This is a genomic window from Acetobacter fabarum (genome assembly GCF_011516925.1).
In the GTDB taxonomy this organism is placed as follows: domain Bacteria; phylum Pseudomonadota; class Alphaproteobacteria; order Acetobacterales; family Acetobacteraceae; genus Acetobacter; species Acetobacter fabarum.
Genome location: NZ_WOTG01000006.1, coordinates 106,330 through 122,321, shown reverse-complemented (window position 1 = coordinate 122,321; position 15,992 = coordinate 106,330). Strand labels below are relative to the sequence as shown.

General features: G+C 55.9%; 17 protein-coding genes. 1 reads left to right on the top strand and 16 read right to left on the bottom strand.

Annotation, left to right across the window (positions count from 1 at the left end):
• Positions 1 to 130 precede the first annotated feature (130 nt).
• The 16 genes from GOB83_RS09220 to GOB83_RS09145 all read right to left on the bottom strand — a co-directional run bounded on the left by GOB83_RS09220 (position 131) and on the right by GOB83_RS09145 (position 15,686).
• The gene (locus GOB83_RS09220) at positions 131 to 697 is read right to left on the bottom strand and encodes a YceI family protein (protein ID WP_165925848.1); all 567 of its coding nucleotides are present in this window, start codon (positions 695 to 697) and stop codon (positions 131 to 133) included.
• Complete coding sequence (locus GOB83_RS09215) at positions 694 to 1,314, bottom strand: cytochrome b (RefSeq protein ID WP_165925847.1); 621 nt, start codon at positions 1,312 to 1,314, stop codon at positions 694 to 696. Before GOB83_RS09215 ends, GOB83_RS09220 begins: the two co-directional genes overlap by 4 nt.
• Positions 1,315 to 1,319: 5 nt before the next feature.
• The gene (locus GOB83_RS09210) at positions 1,320 to 1,937 is read right to left on the bottom strand and encodes a YceI family protein (protein ID WP_165925846.1); all 618 of its coding nucleotides are present in this window, start codon (positions 1,935 to 1,937) and stop codon (positions 1,320 to 1,322) included.
• Positions 1,938 to 2,129: 192 nt separating this feature from the next.
• Entirely contained in the window at positions 2,130 to 3,902 is a 1,773-nt protein-coding gene (locus tag GOB83_RS09205; RefSeq protein ID WP_165925845.1) for an AMP-binding protein, read from the bottom strand.
• A gap of 16 nt (positions 3,903 to 3,918) precedes the next feature.
• On the bottom strand, positions 3,919 to 5,166 hold the full coding sequence (locus GOB83_RS09200; protein ID WP_165925844.1) for an MSMEG_0569 family flavin-dependent oxidoreductase: 1,248 nt from the start codon (positions 5,164 to 5,166) through the stop codon (positions 3,919 to 3,921).
• 15 nt (positions 5,167 to 5,181) lie between these two features.
• Entirely contained in the window at positions 5,182 to 5,469 is a 288-nt protein-coding gene (locus tag GOB83_RS09195) for an MSMEG_0570 family nitrogen starvation response protein (RefSeq protein WP_165925843.1), read from the bottom strand.
• Positions 5,457 to 6,638, bottom strand: a complete 1,182-nt coding sequence (locus GOB83_RS09190) for an MSMEG_0565 family glycosyltransferase (RefSeq protein WP_165925842.1) — start codon at positions 6,636 to 6,638, stop codon at positions 5,457 to 5,459. The genes GOB83_RS09195 and GOB83_RS09190 overlap by 13 nt, the downstream gene beginning before the upstream one ends.
• Entirely contained in the window at positions 6,635 to 7,606 is a 972-nt protein-coding gene (locus GOB83_RS09185; protein ID WP_165925873.1) for a sll0787 family AIR synthase-like protein, read from the bottom strand. Before GOB83_RS09185 ends, GOB83_RS09190 begins: the two co-directional genes overlap by 4 nt.
• A complete protein-coding gene (locus GOB83_RS09180) occupies positions 7,606 to 8,169 on the bottom strand; it encodes an MSMEG_0567/Sll0786 family nitrogen starvation N-acetyltransferase (protein WP_165925841.1) in 564 nt (187 codons plus the stop codon). The genes GOB83_RS09185 and GOB83_RS09180 overlap by 1 nt, the downstream gene beginning before the upstream one ends.
• A complete protein-coding gene (locus GOB83_RS09175) occupies positions 8,166 to 9,275 on the bottom strand; it encodes an MSMEG_0568 family radical SAM protein (protein WP_165925840.1) in 1,110 nt (369 codons plus the stop codon). Before GOB83_RS09175 ends, GOB83_RS09180 begins: the two co-directional genes overlap by 4 nt.
• Positions 9,272 to 10,246 (bottom strand): Nit6803 family nitrilase, encoded by a 975-nt coding sequence (locus GOB83_RS09170; RefSeq protein WP_165925839.1) that lies wholly within the window; start codon positions 10,244 to 10,246, stop codon positions 9,272 to 9,274. Before GOB83_RS09170 ends, GOB83_RS09175 begins: the two co-directional genes overlap by 4 nt.
• A gap of 24 nt (positions 10,247 to 10,270) precedes the next feature.
• Positions 10,271 to 10,753, bottom strand: a complete 483-nt coding sequence (locus GOB83_RS09165) for an MSMEG_0572/Sll0783 family nitrogen starvation response protein (RefSeq protein WP_165925838.1) — start codon at positions 10,751 to 10,753, stop codon at positions 10,271 to 10,273.
• A 328-nt stretch (positions 10,754 to 11,081) separates the two neighbouring features.
• A complete protein-coding gene (locus GOB83_RS09160) occupies positions 11,082 to 12,485 on the bottom strand; it encodes an aminotransferase-like domain-containing protein (RefSeq protein ID WP_165925837.1) in 1,404 nt (467 codons plus the stop codon).
• Between the two features lie 143 nt (positions 12,486 to 12,628).
• Complete coding sequence (locus GOB83_RS09155; RefSeq protein WP_165925836.1) at positions 12,629 to 13,516, bottom strand: LysR family transcriptional regulator; 888 nt, start codon at positions 13,514 to 13,516, stop codon at positions 12,629 to 12,631.
• 126 nt (positions 13,517 to 13,642) lie between these two features.
• The gene (locus GOB83_RS09150) at positions 13,643 to 14,674 is read right to left on the bottom strand and encodes a methionine synthase (RefSeq protein WP_165925835.1); all 1,032 of its coding nucleotides are present in this window, start codon (positions 14,672 to 14,674) and stop codon (positions 13,643 to 13,645) included.
• Between the two features lie 28 nt (positions 14,675 to 14,702).
• Positions 14,703 to 15,686, bottom strand: coding sequence for a DUF1852 domain-containing protein (locus GOB83_RS09145; protein ID WP_165925834.1), 984 nt, complete (start codon positions 15,684 to 15,686; stop codon positions 14,703 to 14,705).
• Here GOB83_RS09145 and GOB83_RS09140 point away from each other — a divergent pair.
• The gene (locus GOB83_RS09140; protein WP_165925833.1) at positions 15,685 to 15,840 is read left to right on the top strand and encodes a hypothetical protein; all 156 of its coding nucleotides are present in this window, start codon (positions 15,685 to 15,687) and stop codon (positions 15,838 to 15,840) included. The two genes, GOB83_RS09145 and GOB83_RS09140, sit on opposite strands and share 2 nt — an antisense overlap.
• Positions 15,841 to 15,992: the final 152 nt, after the last annotated feature.

Sequence of the window (15,992 nt, the reverse complement as noted above, 5' to 3'; positions counted from 1 at the left end):
CGGCAGGTGGGGCAAGAAGCCCGCTGCCGGTTCCTGAGCCACGATGTGAGGGCAGGGATGTCATGAGCCTGCTATCGTCGCAGCAGGGCGGATGTGCAACCAGATGGGCGTGCGAAGGACATCTGGTGTTTCAGCCGCCATGCGCCGTAACATCAACATCTACGCCTACTTCGAGCGCCACCCACTGGCCCGTGGTCCAGGGACCAATACCCACATTGAACACGGAGCGGGCGAGCTGAAGATGACCTTTGGCATGCAGGGCAGAGCCTGCAATGTCGATGGTGAGGGGAAGGGTAACGGGTTTGCTGACCCCTTTAATGGTCAATGTGCCTTCGGCGTCATAAGTATTGCCGCCTTTGGCCTTGAAGTCTTTTACTTCGAAAAGTGCTGACGGAAATTCTTTGGTGTCAAACCAGTCATGTCCGGGCAGGGCGCCATCACGCTGGCTGTCCCCTGTTGTGGCGCTGGCCATGTCGATGCTGATCTTTGCGTGACCCGCTTCAGGGTGGGCCGGATCAAACGAGATCGTGCCATCATACTTCCCGAAATGCCCTTCGAATGCCCGGCCGGTCTGGGTTCCGGCAAAGCCCAGCGTGCCGTTGCCCGCAGTAAGTGTCCAGTCGGCAGCAAAAGTCGGGGCTGAGAGCAGGAGACCAGTTACAGTAGCGACTGGCAGAAACTTGTGAAAGGCCTTCATGGGGTTTCTCCCTTGTGGCGAGGTGTGGAGGATGCACGAAAGGACGGCAGTATCTGACGAAGAATATGGTCGTGCAGCACGAACTGATGCCTGAGAGCGGCTGCAATATGCAGCATGATCAGAGCCAGCAATCCCCACGAAGCCCAGTGGTGGATCATCTTCAACGCGGTTTCGACCGGTGCCTTGTCAGATAAGGTCGAAAGCACGGGAAGGTCCGGCCATGGCACTGTGCCGAACAGCACGGTCGGAATGCCCAGCACTGAGACAGAAACCATTGCCCAGCCACTCAGGGGTAGCAGCACCTGCAGGCCATAAAGTGCAGCATGGGCAAGATGCGCGGCTGTTTTTTCAATCGGCGGCATGTCGCCCGGCAAAGCTGGAGCTTGGTGCGTCAGGCGCCAGCCAATACGCAGCAGGATCAGGAACATCACGCTAATGCCGATGGATTTGTGCAGCTGATAGAGCTGGAACACACGCATCGTATCGAGGTGGAGATGGTCCATGACCAGACCCATCGCGATCAGGGCCAGTATTCCCAGTGCGATCAGCCAGTGAAGGATGATCGCGACTGTGGAATACCGCGTGGTCCCGCTCGCTGCGCGTGCGGGCGTTGGCATGGTATTTAGCCCTGTTTTTCAAACGCGCCGGCAATGCGCAGCTGCACTTCATCCGACACGTAGGGCACGTACATTTTTACGCCAAAATCGCTGCGCTTGATGGTACCGGTGGCTTCAAACCCGGTGGTGTATTTCTTGTCCAGTGCGTTTACGCCCGCACCGATAAAATGCACTTTCAGGGTTTCAGGCTGTGTGACGCCGTGCAGGGTCAGGTTGCCGGTCACAACCGCATCATTCCGGCCGGTAATGCGGACAGACGTGGATTCAAATGTGGCATTGGGGAACTTTGCCGCATCGAACCACTGGTCACCCTTGAGCTCATCATTGAGCTTGGCGCTGGTTGTCTGCACGGAATCAACCGGAATAGTCACAGACAGCCTGGAAGCGGATGGGGTCTTGGTGTTCAGCGTCAGTGTGCCCGAAACGTTGGAGAACACACCAAGGTAATTGGTGAAACCAAAATGCAGGACGGAAAAACCGACCTGTGTGTGCCCCGGTTCAACATCATACGTGCCGGACTGTGCCTGCGTGGCGTTGGTAACAACCTGCGCAAAGGCCGGATTGCCAGCAAGCAGGCCAAAGGCAAGAGCTGCGGCGGGGAGAGAAAGAAGGCTGTATTTCATGGGTTCATACTCCGGTTGGTCATAACAAACTCGTTTGAAAAACAGTGCGGTCATGCTCGGAGGGGCATGGCATGCGCTGTTCCGCTGAGTTCTTCATTACCGTCGAAAATGTGAGCAAGAAATAACAACAATGGAAACGTATAGTTTCCATATTTTCTCTATGAGGCGGGGGAGAGGCCGAGATGGTTCATATCAGAGAGCCAGCAGATGTCTGCGTGTGATCTTGCCAGATACGGTTGTAGGCAGGTGCTGGACAAACCGCACTTCCTTCAGGCCAACCCACCGGCCCAGCGCCCGGTGAACCTGCCCGAGAATTTCGTCAGTCGCAGGTATGCTTTGTGTGGCGGTGTCGGGCACCACATAGGCAACAGGTCGCTGCCCCCTCAGCCCATCGGGCACGGCAACAACGGCGCAGGCATGAACAGCAGGGTGTGCGGCAATGATTTTTTCGATCTGCACGCCTGAAATCCGGCGCCCCGCGACCTTGATAACATCGTCAGAGCGGCCGAGCATGTGAACGGCAAGTCCGGTGTCAATCATACCTTCGTCAAATGTGCGGTAAAACCGTCCTGTTTTATCAATGCAGGCTGTGGGGGGCTGGATGGCCCTGTTCTGCCACACTCCTGCCAGACAACCGGGGGGCAGGGGGAGTGCAAGAACAATCTCCCCGCAGGGTTCACCCGGCACGGACGGCACAATAGCTGGATGAAACCCTGGTGCAGGGCGTCCTATGTCGTTCATGAGCGTTATGGGCTCGCATTCCGGCAGGCCGAAAAAATGGGCTGTAATGCTCCACCCGGTTTCAGTCTGCCACCAGTGGTTGACCACGGGTTTTTGAAAATATGCGCGTGCCCAGTCCAGCAATGTTGGGTCGGCATATTCCCCTGCCACAAAAACACGGGCCAGCGCTGCCGGGGGGTGTGCGGGCAGGTTACGGTTTTCCTGCCGCAGGAGCCGCATCTGTGTCGGGGTCGTAAACAGGCATGTCACTGCGTGCTCGTGGCAAAGCGTGCGCAATGCGGCAGAGGTTGTAGCACCTTCCACAATCACACTGGTGCAACCGTTGATCAATGGCGCGTAAACACCGTAAGAATGGCCAACCACCCACCCCAGATCAGATGTTGTAAAAAACGTATCTCCGCTCCTGCAACCATAGATCAGCTCCATGGACAGGGCGAGGGCCACGGCATGCCCACCATTGTCCCGCACAATGCCCTTCGATGTTCCCGTTGTGCCTGATGTATGCAGGATATAGAGCGGGTCTTCAGAACGCAGCATGACGGGTGCCACAGGTGGCGAGTGTTCCAGGGTGTGGAAGTCATGGTCCCGTGCGGGCATAAGTGGTGCAGGGCAGGCGTTGCGCTGCACGATAATACATGCCTGCGGCTCGTGCGTAGCCTGCGTGAGTGCAACGTTAAGGGCCGGGGCGGACGGAATGGCGGTCTGCCCCTGAAAGCTGCAGCTGGCGATAATCACGACCTTGGGGGCTACATCGTCAATCCGGCGGGCCAGTTCGGGGCCTGCGTAACCGGCAAATACCACAACATGCACGGCACCTATGCGTGCACAGGCCAGCATGGCTATGGCTGTTTCAATCATGGTTGGCATGGCGATCAGGACATGGTCGCCTTTTTCCACCCCTAGTGCACGCAGGCCGCCAGCAAACCCGGCCACCCTGCCGAGCAATTCCTTGTAGGTGATGGTTTGCCGTTCTTTTGTGGCGCAGGAGTACCAGACCAAGGCTGCCTGCGCGCCGTGGCCCTGCTTCACGTGCCTGTCCACGGCATTGTAACAGGTATTGAGCGTGGCATTGGGGAACCAGTCATGCCAGCCATCCGCCCGTGCCCGGCAAGCCATGCCGGGCTGTTGCTGCCATGTAATGCGTTGGGCTGCTTCCAGCCAGAATGCTTCTGGCTGGTTCTGGGCCGCATCATACATTGCCTCATAAGTGGTCCATGGCAGCATGGGGCTTTTCCTTTCCTCAGGCTACAGGCACGTCTTTGCCGGTAATCTGGCTGGCCAGCCACGCCGCATCGCGCGAGATACCGGAAAACCGGCCGGAGCCCCATGTATGCAGCCACGGCAGCCCAAGGAAGTAGAAGCCGGGCGCATCTGTTACCCCCCGATGCCAGAGCGGCTTGTTGGCACCATTAAACACGGGCACGTCGATCCAGCGATAATTCGGGCGAAAACCAATGCACCAGATGATTGAGGTAATGCCCGCGGCCTTCAGGTCCAGTGGCGTATTGCTGCCATCGGGTTCCCATACGGGCACGTATGGTGCTTCGGTTGGGGCGGTAATACCTTCACGGGCAATGTAGGCGTCAATGGATTTTTTGATGTCGGCATTGGTCTTGTCGGCATCATCCAGATTGTCCCGTAGGTCCGGTGCAAAATGGGCTACCTCGTCCCGAATGGTTTCCAGCGTGCCGTGCAGGCCCACGCCGTTTTTGGCAAAAAGCCGCAGGTCAAGGTCATGGCCACCATTCCGGCCGGTGACATAATGGTTGGTTTTGTCACGCGCACCATCACGCAGCGGATGGTTGTCTACTGTCAGGTCGTAAAACTGCATGTCTGCAAGCCAGTCCACAACATCCCGCCCACGATAAAAGCGTGAGACACGGGGGGCAGAACCGACACACAGATGAATTTTGCGGTTTTCAATAAACAGGTCTTCCACAATCTGTGCGCCGGACTGGCCACTCCCCACCACCAGCACGGCACCATCAGGCAGTTGGGCCGCGTTGCGATAATCTTGGGAGTGAACCTGATAAATGGAAGGATCAATGGCGCTGGCGTAACCGGGAATAACGGCGTCATGGTACGCGCCCGAAGCAATCACAACATGCTGTGCGTGCCAGAGTTCTGCCCCTGCCACTACGCGGTAGCCACCGTTTTCATGGCGTGTAATGGACGTGACTGGCGTATGTTCGCGCAAAGGGGCGGTAAAGGAATCCGTAAACCCTTTTACGTAGTCAATAATTTCCTGCTTTACCATAAAGCCGTGCGGGTCGCTCCCCCTGTAGGGGTGCCCGGGCAGTTCGCACTGCCAGTTGGGTGTCACTAGACAGAAGTTGTCCCAGCGCTCATCATCCCACGAATGGCAGGCGGTTTTGGCCTCGAACACCACGTGGTCCACGTTCTCGCGGCAGAGATACCAGCTCATGGACAGGCCAGCCTGACCACCACCCACGATAATGACGGGGATGCTTTTTTCATTCTGTGTCATGGTCATTCTTTCGTTTCAGAGGCTGAAAGACAGGATACGCACCTGCGCATCAGGTTGATTGAGGAAGGGCGTACAGGTCTGGCGGATCGCCTGGAGCTGGCCAAGGGCACGGCTACAGGCAAAGCCGTAGCGTGCACGCACCCGCTCGCTGGCCTGTGTCAGGGCTGTATCGGCCTGTTCCAGAAAAGTGCGAACCGGGTAATCCTCACCCGGTGTAAAGTGGTCCTTGATGACCAGCGATGGAGAGTAGCAATCGCTCTCTTGCCCATCGGGCCAGCGCACACGAAAAGTCATTTCGGGCATGATGACAAAGCTCCAGAAGCCGGAGTGCCAGCGTGCGACAAGGCCGCCAGCCGCCGGTATGCGGGGAGGTGCCGACTGGCAACACCGTGCCAATCGAAACGACGGGCCGTTGCGGGGCCGCTGAGCCGGAAGTGCTCGCGGTTTTTGGCGCTAAGGGCGTCACGCAAGGCTAAAAACAGGGTGTCCGGGTGCTTGGGGTTGCACCAGAGCACGTCTGACGCCTGAAGGTGCTCGGTAAAAGGGGCAACCTTCGGCACAATGGCTGGCGTGCCGCAGGAGAGGGCTTCCAGCGGGCACAGACCAAACCCCTCGGTTACGGACGGGTAGGCCAGCACGGCTGCCTGCCGGTAAAATGCAGGCATATCCTCATCCGCCACCGCTCCGGTGAGGGTGACATGCTCGGCTGCATCGCTCTGGCGCAACCGCATATCAAACAGCGCGCGGTAGGCCGAATGATCCAGCAATGAAGCCCCGCCCACCACAACCAGATGCACATCGGGCTGGTCACGGCGCAGCGCCAGAAAAGCTTCCAGCAGGTGCAGCGTATTCTTGCGGCGCTCGACCCCGCCGACCGCCAGAATCAGGCGGCGGCCAACCGGCAGGTGGTAACGCGCCCGCAGTGAGCTGTCCTGCGGGCCCGGTGCGGGTGAAAAATGTTCAGGATCAACGCCGTTGCCAACAACAGGTGCTTCACGGCCATGCTCGCCGCGCAGGATGCCCTCCCACATGGTGCTGACAGTGAACAGCTCGGCCGCGGCCATGAACCCGCGTTCCTGCCGCATTGCAAGGCCGGGGTGAGCAAAACGGTCGAGGTGGTGAACCGTGCGGGCAAAGCCCGGTATCCGGCCTTGCGCCACCAGTTCAGCCAGCGCGTTAGCACTTATGGGGTCTTGCGCATGAAGAACGTTAAATGGTGCCTCATCCCTGAGCGCGTCCGTGATCTCGCATATACGGCGTTCCACCAGAGCAGGCAGGTTCCGCTCCGCTCGGGCTGCAATGTAACGCGTAGCGCAGCGGGGTTGGCGGAAAAAGCCTGCACCTGTCACATCCGGGGCGATCAGGGTTGCTTTATGCCCTGCGTCACACAACGCCTCTGCCAGCGCCATGCCATGCACCACGCCACCGCGCGGAAGGGTCGAGTGCGTCAGAATGCCAATGGACAGGCTCATGGCGCAAACCCCATGAGCGGCGTTTGTGCAAGATCCCAGAAAGTGTCTGTCTCGTCTCCCCAGGTAACATCCAGCCTGCGGGTATTGTTGCACTGGCCGATAACGGCCGCAGCAATGTCCCGCCCATGAAAGCGCGCCATAACGGCCTGTGCATCCTCTGACCGGGCGCTCAGCAAATAGCCATAGCTGGGGAAAGCCGCCAGCCAGCGGGCCATGGGGGCGTGTTCTGGGCGTGGAATATCATCCAGCGTGATGTGCATGCCCACGCCAGAACACTCGGCCAGCATAAGGGCTGTACCCAGCACGCCGGCCATGCTGATGTCCTTGGCTGCACGGCTCAGCCCGTCCTCGGCTATTTGTGGCAGAAGGTCTATGTCGGCTTGTAACCGGGTAATCGCATCGGTGCCGCACAGCGCGGAACTACTGTCCCAGAACGGGTGAGGGTCATGCCAGCGGCCGCGCAGATCAATGGCGGCAATCAGCACCTCGCCGGGGCGGGCGTCAAAACTGGTGAGCAGATGGCGTGCCCGCCCCAGAATTGCGACCGAAAGCGAGTTGTGAGTGCTGCGCATGTTGGTATGCCCGCCAGCAACGGGCACGCCATAGGTCAGTGCTCCATCCTGCAAACCTTGCAGGACAGATGCCGCGGATTCAGAGGTATCGCTCCATAAGGCATTGACTACCGCAACGGGGCGGCCACCCATTGCCGCAATATCGCTGATATTGACCATGACGCCGCAGTAACCGGCAAACCACGGCATGGCGCGTACAAAACTGTCCTGAAAACCCTCGCTGGCCAGCAGGAGGTAGCCATCTCCATCCCGTATGGCGGCACAGTCATCGCCAAGGCGGATGGCGCTGGGGTCGGTGGGTTTAAGGATTGCCGCTGCCTCGGCAATATCCTGCTTGCATGCAAGGGCGCGGCTGCGGCGCAGGGTATGCAGCAGCGCGGTGAGCTTGCCTGCCATTATGCCACCTGTCTGGTGCGCGGTTGTGGGCGCAGCAGCCATGTCTGGTTCAGGCCATGTGCCGGATAGCGGGAGAGGTCGGCCTGCATGTCATGATGTGGCAGACCATGCAGGGAGATTATCCCGAGGCTTTTCCAGTGCAGGCGGCGGAAGAACAGTACATTCTGCTCCTGCACCTGAGCCAGAAAGCGCGTGGCCCCAAGCCCGTGTGCTGTGCTGACAGCCATGCGGATCAGTTCCGCCCCGATCCGCCCCAGCTTGCGATGGTCTTCATGCACAGCCAGACGGGAACCACGCCAGACACCGGGTTCGGCTTCATGGATGCGTACGGCCCCTACAATCCGGTCCGGCATGCCTGCCATACAGCAGGCTGCAATAATGGGGATGGCTACGTCATCAATGCCGTCCCGATCATCCTCGGCAAAAACCTGCTGCTCAGTGCAGAATACCTCGCGGCGGAGGGCATGATAACCTGCGCGTTCCCACGGTGTACGGGCAAGACGCACGACATATTCCGTCGGGATGAACGGGCGGTGTTCCACACCTTCGAGTAAAGCACTCATTGTTCATAGGCCGAGAGAGAGGAGCACGCACCACACCGGCCACATCCGGCGCGGATGTCGGTGGATTTCATGTTGGCATCGCGTAGCATCCGCCCAAGTGGTGCCAGAACCGACTTCATGAAATCAGCGGTAGGCGGTGCGTGGTTTTCCAATGGTGTGCCGGAAATAGGCACGAACGGCACCACGAAGGGATAAACACCCAATGCAATAAGGCGTTCAGCCAAACCAAGAATATCTTCGGCACCATCGCCAAGACCGGCCAGAATATAGGTGTTGACCTGCCCACGCCCAAAAACCGGTACGGCGCTGGCAAAAGCTTCCATGTAGCGGTCAACGCTTACTGTTGCTTTGCCGGGCATGATTTTTTCGCGCACGGCCTGTATGGCGGCTTCAAGATGCATACCCAGACTATCGGCCCCCGCCTCGCGCAGGCGCTGGAACCAGCCGTGATCACGCGGTGGCTCGCACTGGACCTGAAGCGGCAGATTAACCGCAGCACGGATGGCACGCGCAGAGTCCGCAAGCACCGAAGCTCCCCGGTCAATAACGTTGGGGGTGCCGGTTGTCAGCACCATATCCCGCACGCCATCCAGTTCCACGGCGGCTTTGGCGACCTCGGCCAGTTGCGCGGGCGTTTTGTAGGCAATGGTGCGCTCGGCCTCCAGTGACTGGCCAATAGCGCAGAACTGGCAGGACGTACGTCGGTCGGCATAGCGGATGCAGGTCTGGTGCACCGTGGTTGCCAGCGTGTCGCGCCCGTGGAGCAGGGCAATCTTCCAGTATGGGATACCGTCTGCCGTGCTTAGCCCATAAAAGCGTGGAGCAGCAGGAAAGTGGATTGTGCCGAGTGTCTGGCCATCACGTAGCAGCGTGCTGGTTCCACTCCGGTCTGGCGGGCTGGCCTGAAAAGGAGAGCGCTGTGCCCCAGACGTATAGACCGGGACCATAACGGTCTGGCCCGCGATGGTGATTGTCTTGTGGTCGGAGGGACCGGCTCCGCCCTTGCGGGTCATGCCGTTGCTCTGCTCACCAATCTGTAACCCGAAGGATTGCAGGTCGGTGATAAGCTTGCGACCAGAAAAGGTGCCGAGTGTTGGAATGGTCATGGTGCCACCTCGTCTGTCAGGGCAGAGTAAGGCTCATTTTCACCAACGTAATGCACGGTATGAGCGGGGCGGCGGTCCTGCAGCAGGCTCAGCAGCTCCGGGCGTGCGTAGTGTCCTACGGAATCCATCATACGTTTGCGCTTGGTAATCAGGGCAAAGTCGAGATCAGCTATGACCATCCCTTCGCCTTCCGTGAGCGGGGGAGCGAGCAGCTTGCCTTCGGGCGAAACTATGGCAGTAAAGCAACCGCCCCGCAGAGGGCCTTCAAGCCCCGGGTCACGCGCTATGTTCTGGATCTGCTCTTCCGTAAGCCATCCTGTGGCGTTTACGACAAAGCAGCCGGATTCCAGCGCATGGTGGCGAATGGTCACTTCCATCTGGTCTGCAAAAATTGGCCCCACCAGTGAACCGGGGAACTGTGCACAGTGGATTTCCTCGTGCTGGGTCATCAGCGCGTAGCGGGCGAGGGGGTTATAGTGTTCCCAGCAGGCCAGCGCTCCAATGCGACCGGCTGCACTCTCCACGACCTTCAGGCCAGCGCCATCCCCTTGCCCCCATACCATGCGTTCGTGGTAAGTGGGGGTGATCTTGCGGCGTTTGAGTAGGATTTCTCCTGTGGCATCAAACACAATCTGTGTATTGTAGAGTGTGCCGTAATCCCGCTCATTTACACCCAGCACAACAACCATGCCGGTGTCGCGCGCAGCTTCGGCCACCATGTCCGTTACCGGACCGGGGACAACAACGGCGCGTTTGTAGAGTTCAAGATGCTCACCACCAAAGCGGAATGCAGGCTGAATGAACGAAAAATAGGGGTAATAAGGCACAAGGGTTTCGGGAAAGACCGCCAGCTTTACACCTTTCTCGGCGGCATCGCGGATGGCCTGACAGACTTTCCGTGCAGTGCCCAGACCATCGTCACCAAGGATGGGGCTGATCTGGATAGCTGCGGCGCGAACGATACGGGACATGGCTTGCGGTCCTCCCTTTGGCCTTTAGAGAGTCCAGGTGTTCAGAATAAAGGCGTTGTCCCGCCGGGCCAGCAGAATGATGTCCAGCACATCCTGCGGATTGATGGGTGTTATCCCGGGAATAAGGTTTTGCTCGCCGTAGCCGTAAAGTGCCTGAAGTGCGAAGCGGCAGGCATAAACTTTGCCACTTTCTTCAAGGATTTTTGCAATCTGCTTGTTGCAGTTCATGTGCCCCGGAAAAGCTTCATCACCCAGACGGGGAAAGCCGCGCTGCACGCCAAGAGTGACGCCCGGACCATAGAGCAGCACTGAGGTTTCAAACCCCTTGCGGATCAGCCGTGTGGCCTGCAGCAGATTTACAAACCCGACCGAACCTTCATTTGCAACGGTATGAAAGGTGATAAGGGCTTTTTCACCCGGCTGGGCTTTGACGTCCTCAAAAACCTTGTTTTCATAGTTAACGAAGCAGTCGCCATCTTTATGCGGAGCGTGCTCGAGTGTTGGCATGGTATGTCTCCCGTGTGCTGCGGTCTCCGGCAGGAAGCCGGCCTGACCGCTTTGCTGGAGCAAACGTGACACGGGTTAAGTCTGACGCAAAATTTTGTATGACATCCGTTTGCATGACAAAAAAAACAATTTTTCCCGGATAAGCTCTTTTTGCGGGTACAGAAGCATACAGTTTATTCTACAAGGTCATACAATTCTGCGGCGTTCAGCTAACATACTGGTTTTGCTTTATATTTACCTCGCGCATTCGTGATATTGCTGTGCGTTTGTTCTGGCAGACCACGTTTGCCCTTTGGGTACAACGTGGCCTGCCGAGTGCTGCAACGGGTTAAACAATATCGGCAAAGCCGGGGGAGCGCTTGTGCTGGAGGACTGAGACAACGCCACGGAGGGACTCTTCCAGGCTTGCGGCATCGGGCGCACTGCCCAAGGCAATACGCGCCCGCTGCGGGGGTTCCCCATTAATGGTAAAAACGGTGCTGGGCACCAGTGCCAGACCGCGCCTGCGGGCGTAGGCGACAAAATCCGCGCTCCCCCACCATGCCGGGAGTTTGAGCCAGACATGGGGGCCGTCAGGGTTCGTGCAGTGCTGCTCACCCAGAACCGTGCGTGCGATAGACTGGCGTAACCGCAGCTCTTTCTGAATTGCGTGCAGGATTGTATGGGCCTGTCCTGTCTGCATCCATCGTGCAGTCAGGGCGCTGAGCAGCCCCGCATTGGTGAGGGCAATGGCCCGGATGGCAGCCGTTACCCGCCGGGTCATGTCGGCATTGGGGAGGGCGACATACGCCGTGCGCAAACCGGGACTGAGTGTTTTGGCCAATGTTGCCACGTAACTGACCCGGCTATGGTCAAGGGCTGCCAGTGCTGGCAGAGGATTATCCATAAGCAGGCTGTAAGGGTCGTCCTCAGCAATATGGAGGTGGTGCCGTTGTGCGACTGCAAGAATATCCTTGCGCCGCTGTAGGGACATTGTGGCGGTTGTAGGGTTGTGGATTGTTGGAATGCAATAAAGCAGACGGGGGTGATGCTGCGCACAGACCCGGTCAAGCTGGTCTGGCATCATGCCTTCTGTGTCGCTGTCCACACCAACCAGAATAAGATCAAACTGTGCGGCAATGGTCCGGATGCCGGGGTAAGCAATGCGGTCCGTGACAATCACATCACCCGGTTGCGTATGCGTGCTGACAATGGCGGCCAGTGCGCTCTGGCCGCCTGGTGAGATCATGATCTCGTCTGTCCGGCGTTGGCCGATTATCGGGGCAACCCATTTTGCACCCAACTGGCGCTCTTCAACAGTTCCACCGGTCACACGGTAGGACATCAGGCTGTTCAGGTCCTGCTGCTTGAGGATCGCTGCGATGTCTGTCTGAATAATCCGCTGTAAAGGAGGGTCTTGCGGGATGGGAGGAAGGTTCATGGTCAGGTCAACCACCGCAGGGCCTGTGTGGCGCCAGTGGCTTTCCCCCGCACCAACACGAATGAAGGTGCCCCGGCCGACTGTTGCGTCAATCAGCCCTCGTCTGCGCGCCTCAGTAAAAGCGCGGGTAACGGTTGTCAGGTTGGTGCCAAGATGCTCTGCAATTGTCCTTTGCGGGGGCAGTTTATCGCCGTCCCGGAGGTCGCCTTTGCGAATGGAATGGGCAAGGGCATCGACCAGCGTCAGATAAATGGCATTCGGGCTCTGGCTGATTTCCTCTTTCCAGTGGGCGAGGTAGGACTGTTCGGGCATGCGACGGGGGTTCCGTATGTTCGAAAAATATATTCGATCTCATACCATACAATCGGTACAATTTTTAGGGGATTATGTTGCCCAGAAGTTGCGGGAGAGCTTTGTTACATTAAATCGAGGGCCGAGCCTCCTAAAAGGCGGGATCAAGACGTGGCTGCAAATTCAATAAAATTGCGCAGATAGTGAATATCTTCATCGGTTTCGCGGTATCCAAGGAATATCTGCTTCGCAATGCCTTTTTTGCCAAGTCTAATGGGGTGGAGTTCAAAGCGGGGGGCGTATTCTTCCACCAGCCAACCCGGGAGTGCAGCCACACCACGGCCGTGTGCCACCATAACCAGCATAATATCCGTTGTTTCGATCTGCTTTTGCTGCCTTGGGCCAATACCTGCTGGTTGCAGGAATTGCGTGTATATGTCCAAACGCTCCGGTGGTACCGGGTAGGTAATCAGGGTTTCGCCCGCAAGTTGTTCTGGCAGAATGAACTTTGTATTCCGTAAAGGGTGTTGGGGACCAACCACCAAAACAAGTTCATAATCAAAAACCGGCGTAAACCTTAGTCCCGGTTTGTAAAGTGGGTCTGGTGTAACCAGAATATCTATTTCATTACTGAACAATGCGCCAATGCCGCCAAACTGGAACTTTTGCCGCACATCCACGTCAACCTTTGGCCATTGTTCCAGATAAGGAGAAACGACTTTAAGTAGCCACTGATAGCAGGGGTGGCATTCCATGCCGATGCGAAGAGTGCCACGCTCACCATTGGCAAATTGTTCAAGCCGTTTTTCTGCAAGCTCAAATTGGGGGAGCATGCGGTTTGCCAAGGATAACAGCCACTCGCCCGCTTGGGTAAGAACAAGAGAGCGTCCTTCCCGACGCCATATTTTTACGTCTAGCTGGCTTTCAATCTTGCGTATGGCATGGCTAAGGGCGGGCTGGGTAAGGTTCAGGCGCATTCCGGCAGCCGTCAACGAACCTTCTCGTGCGACGGCTTGAATAATGGCCAGATGACTGCGCTCAAGGATACCCATGCCACACCTTATTGATACAAAAGATTCACGTTATTGTATAAATATATCAGTTTTGTTCATTCTCATAAACACGCTCCCTATGTTTTATCCTGCATTGCTTTTATGGCCTATGGTTCCATAAGCTCTTCAGGCAGAGAGTTCGTGACGGACAATTTTTGCACCGGCACCTAAAGCGTGGAGCTTGGCTGTGGCCACGTGGCGCGGAAGAGGTGCCATGCCGCAATTGGTGCACGGGTAGAGTTTGTCTGCATCCACAAACTTAAGGGCTTTGCGCAGGGTGTTGGCAACATCATCTGGTGTTTCAATAGCATGGGTTGCGACATCAATCGCGCCAACCATCACTTTCTTACCGCGCAGCAGTTCAATCAGATCCATTGGAACCCGAGAGTTCTGACACTCCAGAGAAACCATGGAGATATTGGATTTCTGGAGATTAGGAAAAATCTCTTCATACTGCCGCCACTGTGTGCCCAGTGTATTTTTCCAGTCAATATTGGCTTTTATGCCGTAACCATAGCAGATATGAACGGCTGTTTCGCATTTAAGGCCTTCAATAGCTCTTTCTAATGCAGCGATGCCCCAGTCATTCACTTCATCAAAAAAAACATTAAACGCGGGTTCATCAAACTGGATAATATCCACGCCTGCCGCTTCTAACTCTCTGGCCTCCTGATTAAGAATTTTGGCAAATTCCCATGCCAGTTTTTCGCGGCTTTTGTAGTGGCCATCATAGAGTGTATCGACCATTGTCATGGGGCCGGGTAGAGCCCATTTGATTGGTTTTTGTGTGAGTGTGCGTAAAAACCTTGCATCATCAACAAAAATTGGCTTTTCGCGGCTCACGGCGCTGACAACAGACGGCACACTCGCGTCATACCGGTTGCGGATTTTGACTGTCTGGCGGTTTTTAAAGTCAACACCACTCAGGTGCTCAATAAACGTAGTGACAAAATGCTGACGTGTCTGTTCACCATCGCTGACAATATCAATACCTGCACGATTTTGATCATCCAGTGTCAGGCGCAATGCATCCTGTTTGCCCTCGATTAATTCCTGCCCGTGTAGTTTCCAGGGTGACCAGAGTGTTTCGGGCTCTGCAAGCCAGGAGGGTTTGGGCAAGCTGCCCGCTGTTGCTGTGGGGAGGAGTGCTGTTGTCATGGTAGTAAGACCTTATTGTTCTGGTTAATCAGGCAGAGTAACTGGCAGACCACTGCTCAAGACGCGCGTGATATGGCTTGATAAAACTCTCCTCCGTGTATTTGCCTTGAGCTGTCGCCAGTTTGCTGCGTTCTTCCCGGTCATAAACAATGCGGGTGAGAGAATAATCCTGATGGCTCAGGCTGGGTTGGTAGCTTTGTGGTGCTACAGAATTGGCATTATATATTTCAGGGCGATAAATTTTTTGAAACGCCTCCATTGTGCTGATTGTACTGATAAGTTCCAGTGTTGTGTAATCGGAAAGTAAATCACCAAAAAAATAGAAAGCCAGTGGAGCCACACTGCGGTAGGGCATAAAGTAACGGACCTGCATGCCCATTTTTTCAAAATAATGATCAGTTAACGAGTGTTCCTGTTGCCTGTATTCAACCCCCAGAACAGGGTGATGGTTATCTGTTCGGCAATAGGTTTTGTTGGTAGAAACGCTCAAGCATATAACCGGGAGCTTATTGAAGTTTTTCTTGTAGGCCGAAGAGTGTACAAAACTCTTAAAAAGATTTCCGTGCAGATAACCAAAGTCAGGCGGAACGTGGAATTCAGGCTTATTCTTGTTGTAATTGGGCAATAAGACGCTGAAATCATAATCACGGACGTAAGAAGAAAAATTATTCCCGGCAAGCCCTTTAATCTGTTGATTGTTTTTTTGATCAATAATTGTCGTGTTCAGGATTTCGATCAGGGGAAAAATATTGTTTGTGCTGTCATGGTCGATATGGAGCCCCACAGAAACAATCTCGAGCGCAACAGAATAGCGGTTGGCCTTGGGGTTATCCCAATGTGCCAGATCATTAAACCGATTATTGATCATCCGGAGCACGTTGCGCAGGTTTTCCTGACGATTGTCTCCTCTGGCCAGATTGGCAAAATTGGTTGTGAGACGTGTGTCGTTTGAAGGGTGATAGTTCTCATCAAACGGGATGCTCTTAATTTGGAATGAGGACTCTGTAATCATGGTCGAACTCCCTCCTGTTTTGTCAGAAAGCAGATTTCATCTTCCGGGAGTTGAGAACCTCACGGTTTATGCTTCTGTTTTTCAGGTTATGTTTGGTCGTGTTCTGCGTTTAAGCTGTGTTGAACTCTTTATGCCTGAACACAATATTGAATAAAAATGATTTAATTTCATTGATCCATAAATATCATTCATAGGTTGCAGGCTAGGGATCCAGATGCTCAGCCGCCTGGAGAGCATGTGCTGTGATGCCCAGACCTTTTCTCCCATTACCAGCAGGCATGTAGCCTCTAAACACCCCAAAACGTC

Bases quoted from the DNA above. Each gene is read 5' to 3' on its own strand.
- GOB83_RS09220 (WP_165925848.1), bottom strand. From the start codon at position 697: ATGAAGGCCTTTCACAAGTTTCTGCCAGTCGCTACTGTAACTGGTCTC.
- GOB83_RS09215 (WP_165925847.1), bottom strand. From the start codon at position 1,314: ATGCCAACGCCCGCACGCGCAGCGAGCGGGACCACGCGGTATTCCACA.
- GOB83_RS09210 (WP_165925846.1), bottom strand. From the start codon at position 1,937: ATGAAATACAGCCTTCTTTCTCTCCCCGCCGCAGCTCTTGCCTTTGGC.
- GOB83_RS09205 (WP_165925845.1), bottom strand. From the start codon at position 3,902: ATGCTGCCATGGACCACTTATGAGGCAATGTATGATGCGGCCCAGAAC.
- GOB83_RS09200 (WP_165925844.1), bottom strand. From the start codon at position 5,166: ATGACACAGAATGAAAAAAGCATCCCCGTCATTATCGTGGGTGGTGGT.
- GOB83_RS09195 (WP_165925843.1), bottom strand. From the start codon at position 5,469: ATGCCCGAAATGACTTTTCGTGTGCGCTGGCCCGATGGGCAAGAGAGC.
- GOB83_RS09190 (WP_165925842.1), bottom strand. From the start codon at position 6,638: ATGAGCCTGTCCATTGGCATTCTGACGCACTCGACCCTTCCGCGCGGT.
- GOB83_RS09185 (WP_165925873.1), bottom strand. From the start codon at position 7,606: ATGGCAGGCAAGCTCACCGCGCTGCTGCATACCCTGCGCCGCAGCCGC.
- GOB83_RS09180 (WP_165925841.1), bottom strand. From the start codon at position 8,169: ATGAGTGCTTTACTCGAAGGTGTGGAACACCGCCCGTTCATCCCGACG.
- GOB83_RS09175 (WP_165925840.1), bottom strand. From the start codon at position 9,275: ATGACCATTCCAACACTCGGCACCTTTTCTGGTCGCAAGCTTATCACC.
- GOB83_RS09170 (WP_165925839.1), bottom strand. From the start codon at position 10,246: ATGTCCCGTATCGTTCGCGCCGCAGCTATCCAGATCAGCCCCATCCTT.
- GOB83_RS09165 (WP_165925838.1), bottom strand. From the start codon at position 10,753: ATGCCAACACTCGAGCACGCTCCGCATAAAGATGGCGACTGCTTCGTT.
- GOB83_RS09160 (WP_165925837.1), bottom strand. From the start codon at position 12,485: ATGCCCGAACAGTCCTACCTCGCCCACTGGAAAGAGGAAATCAGCCAG.
- GOB83_RS09155 (WP_165925836.1), bottom strand. From the start codon at position 13,516: ATGGGTATCCTTGAGCGCAGTCATCTGGCCATTATTCAAGCCGTCGCA.
- GOB83_RS09150 (WP_165925835.1), bottom strand. From the start codon at position 14,674: ATGACAACAGCACTCCTCCCCACAGCAACAGCGGGCAGCTTGCCCAAA.
- GOB83_RS09140 (WP_165925833.1), top strand. From the start codon at position 15,685: ATGGTCGAACTCCCTCCTGTTTTGTCAGAAAGCAGATTTCATCTTCCG.
- GOB83_RS09145 (WP_165925834.1), bottom strand. From the start codon at position 15,686: ATGATTACAGAGTCCTCATTCCAAATTAAGAGCATCCCGTTTGATGAG.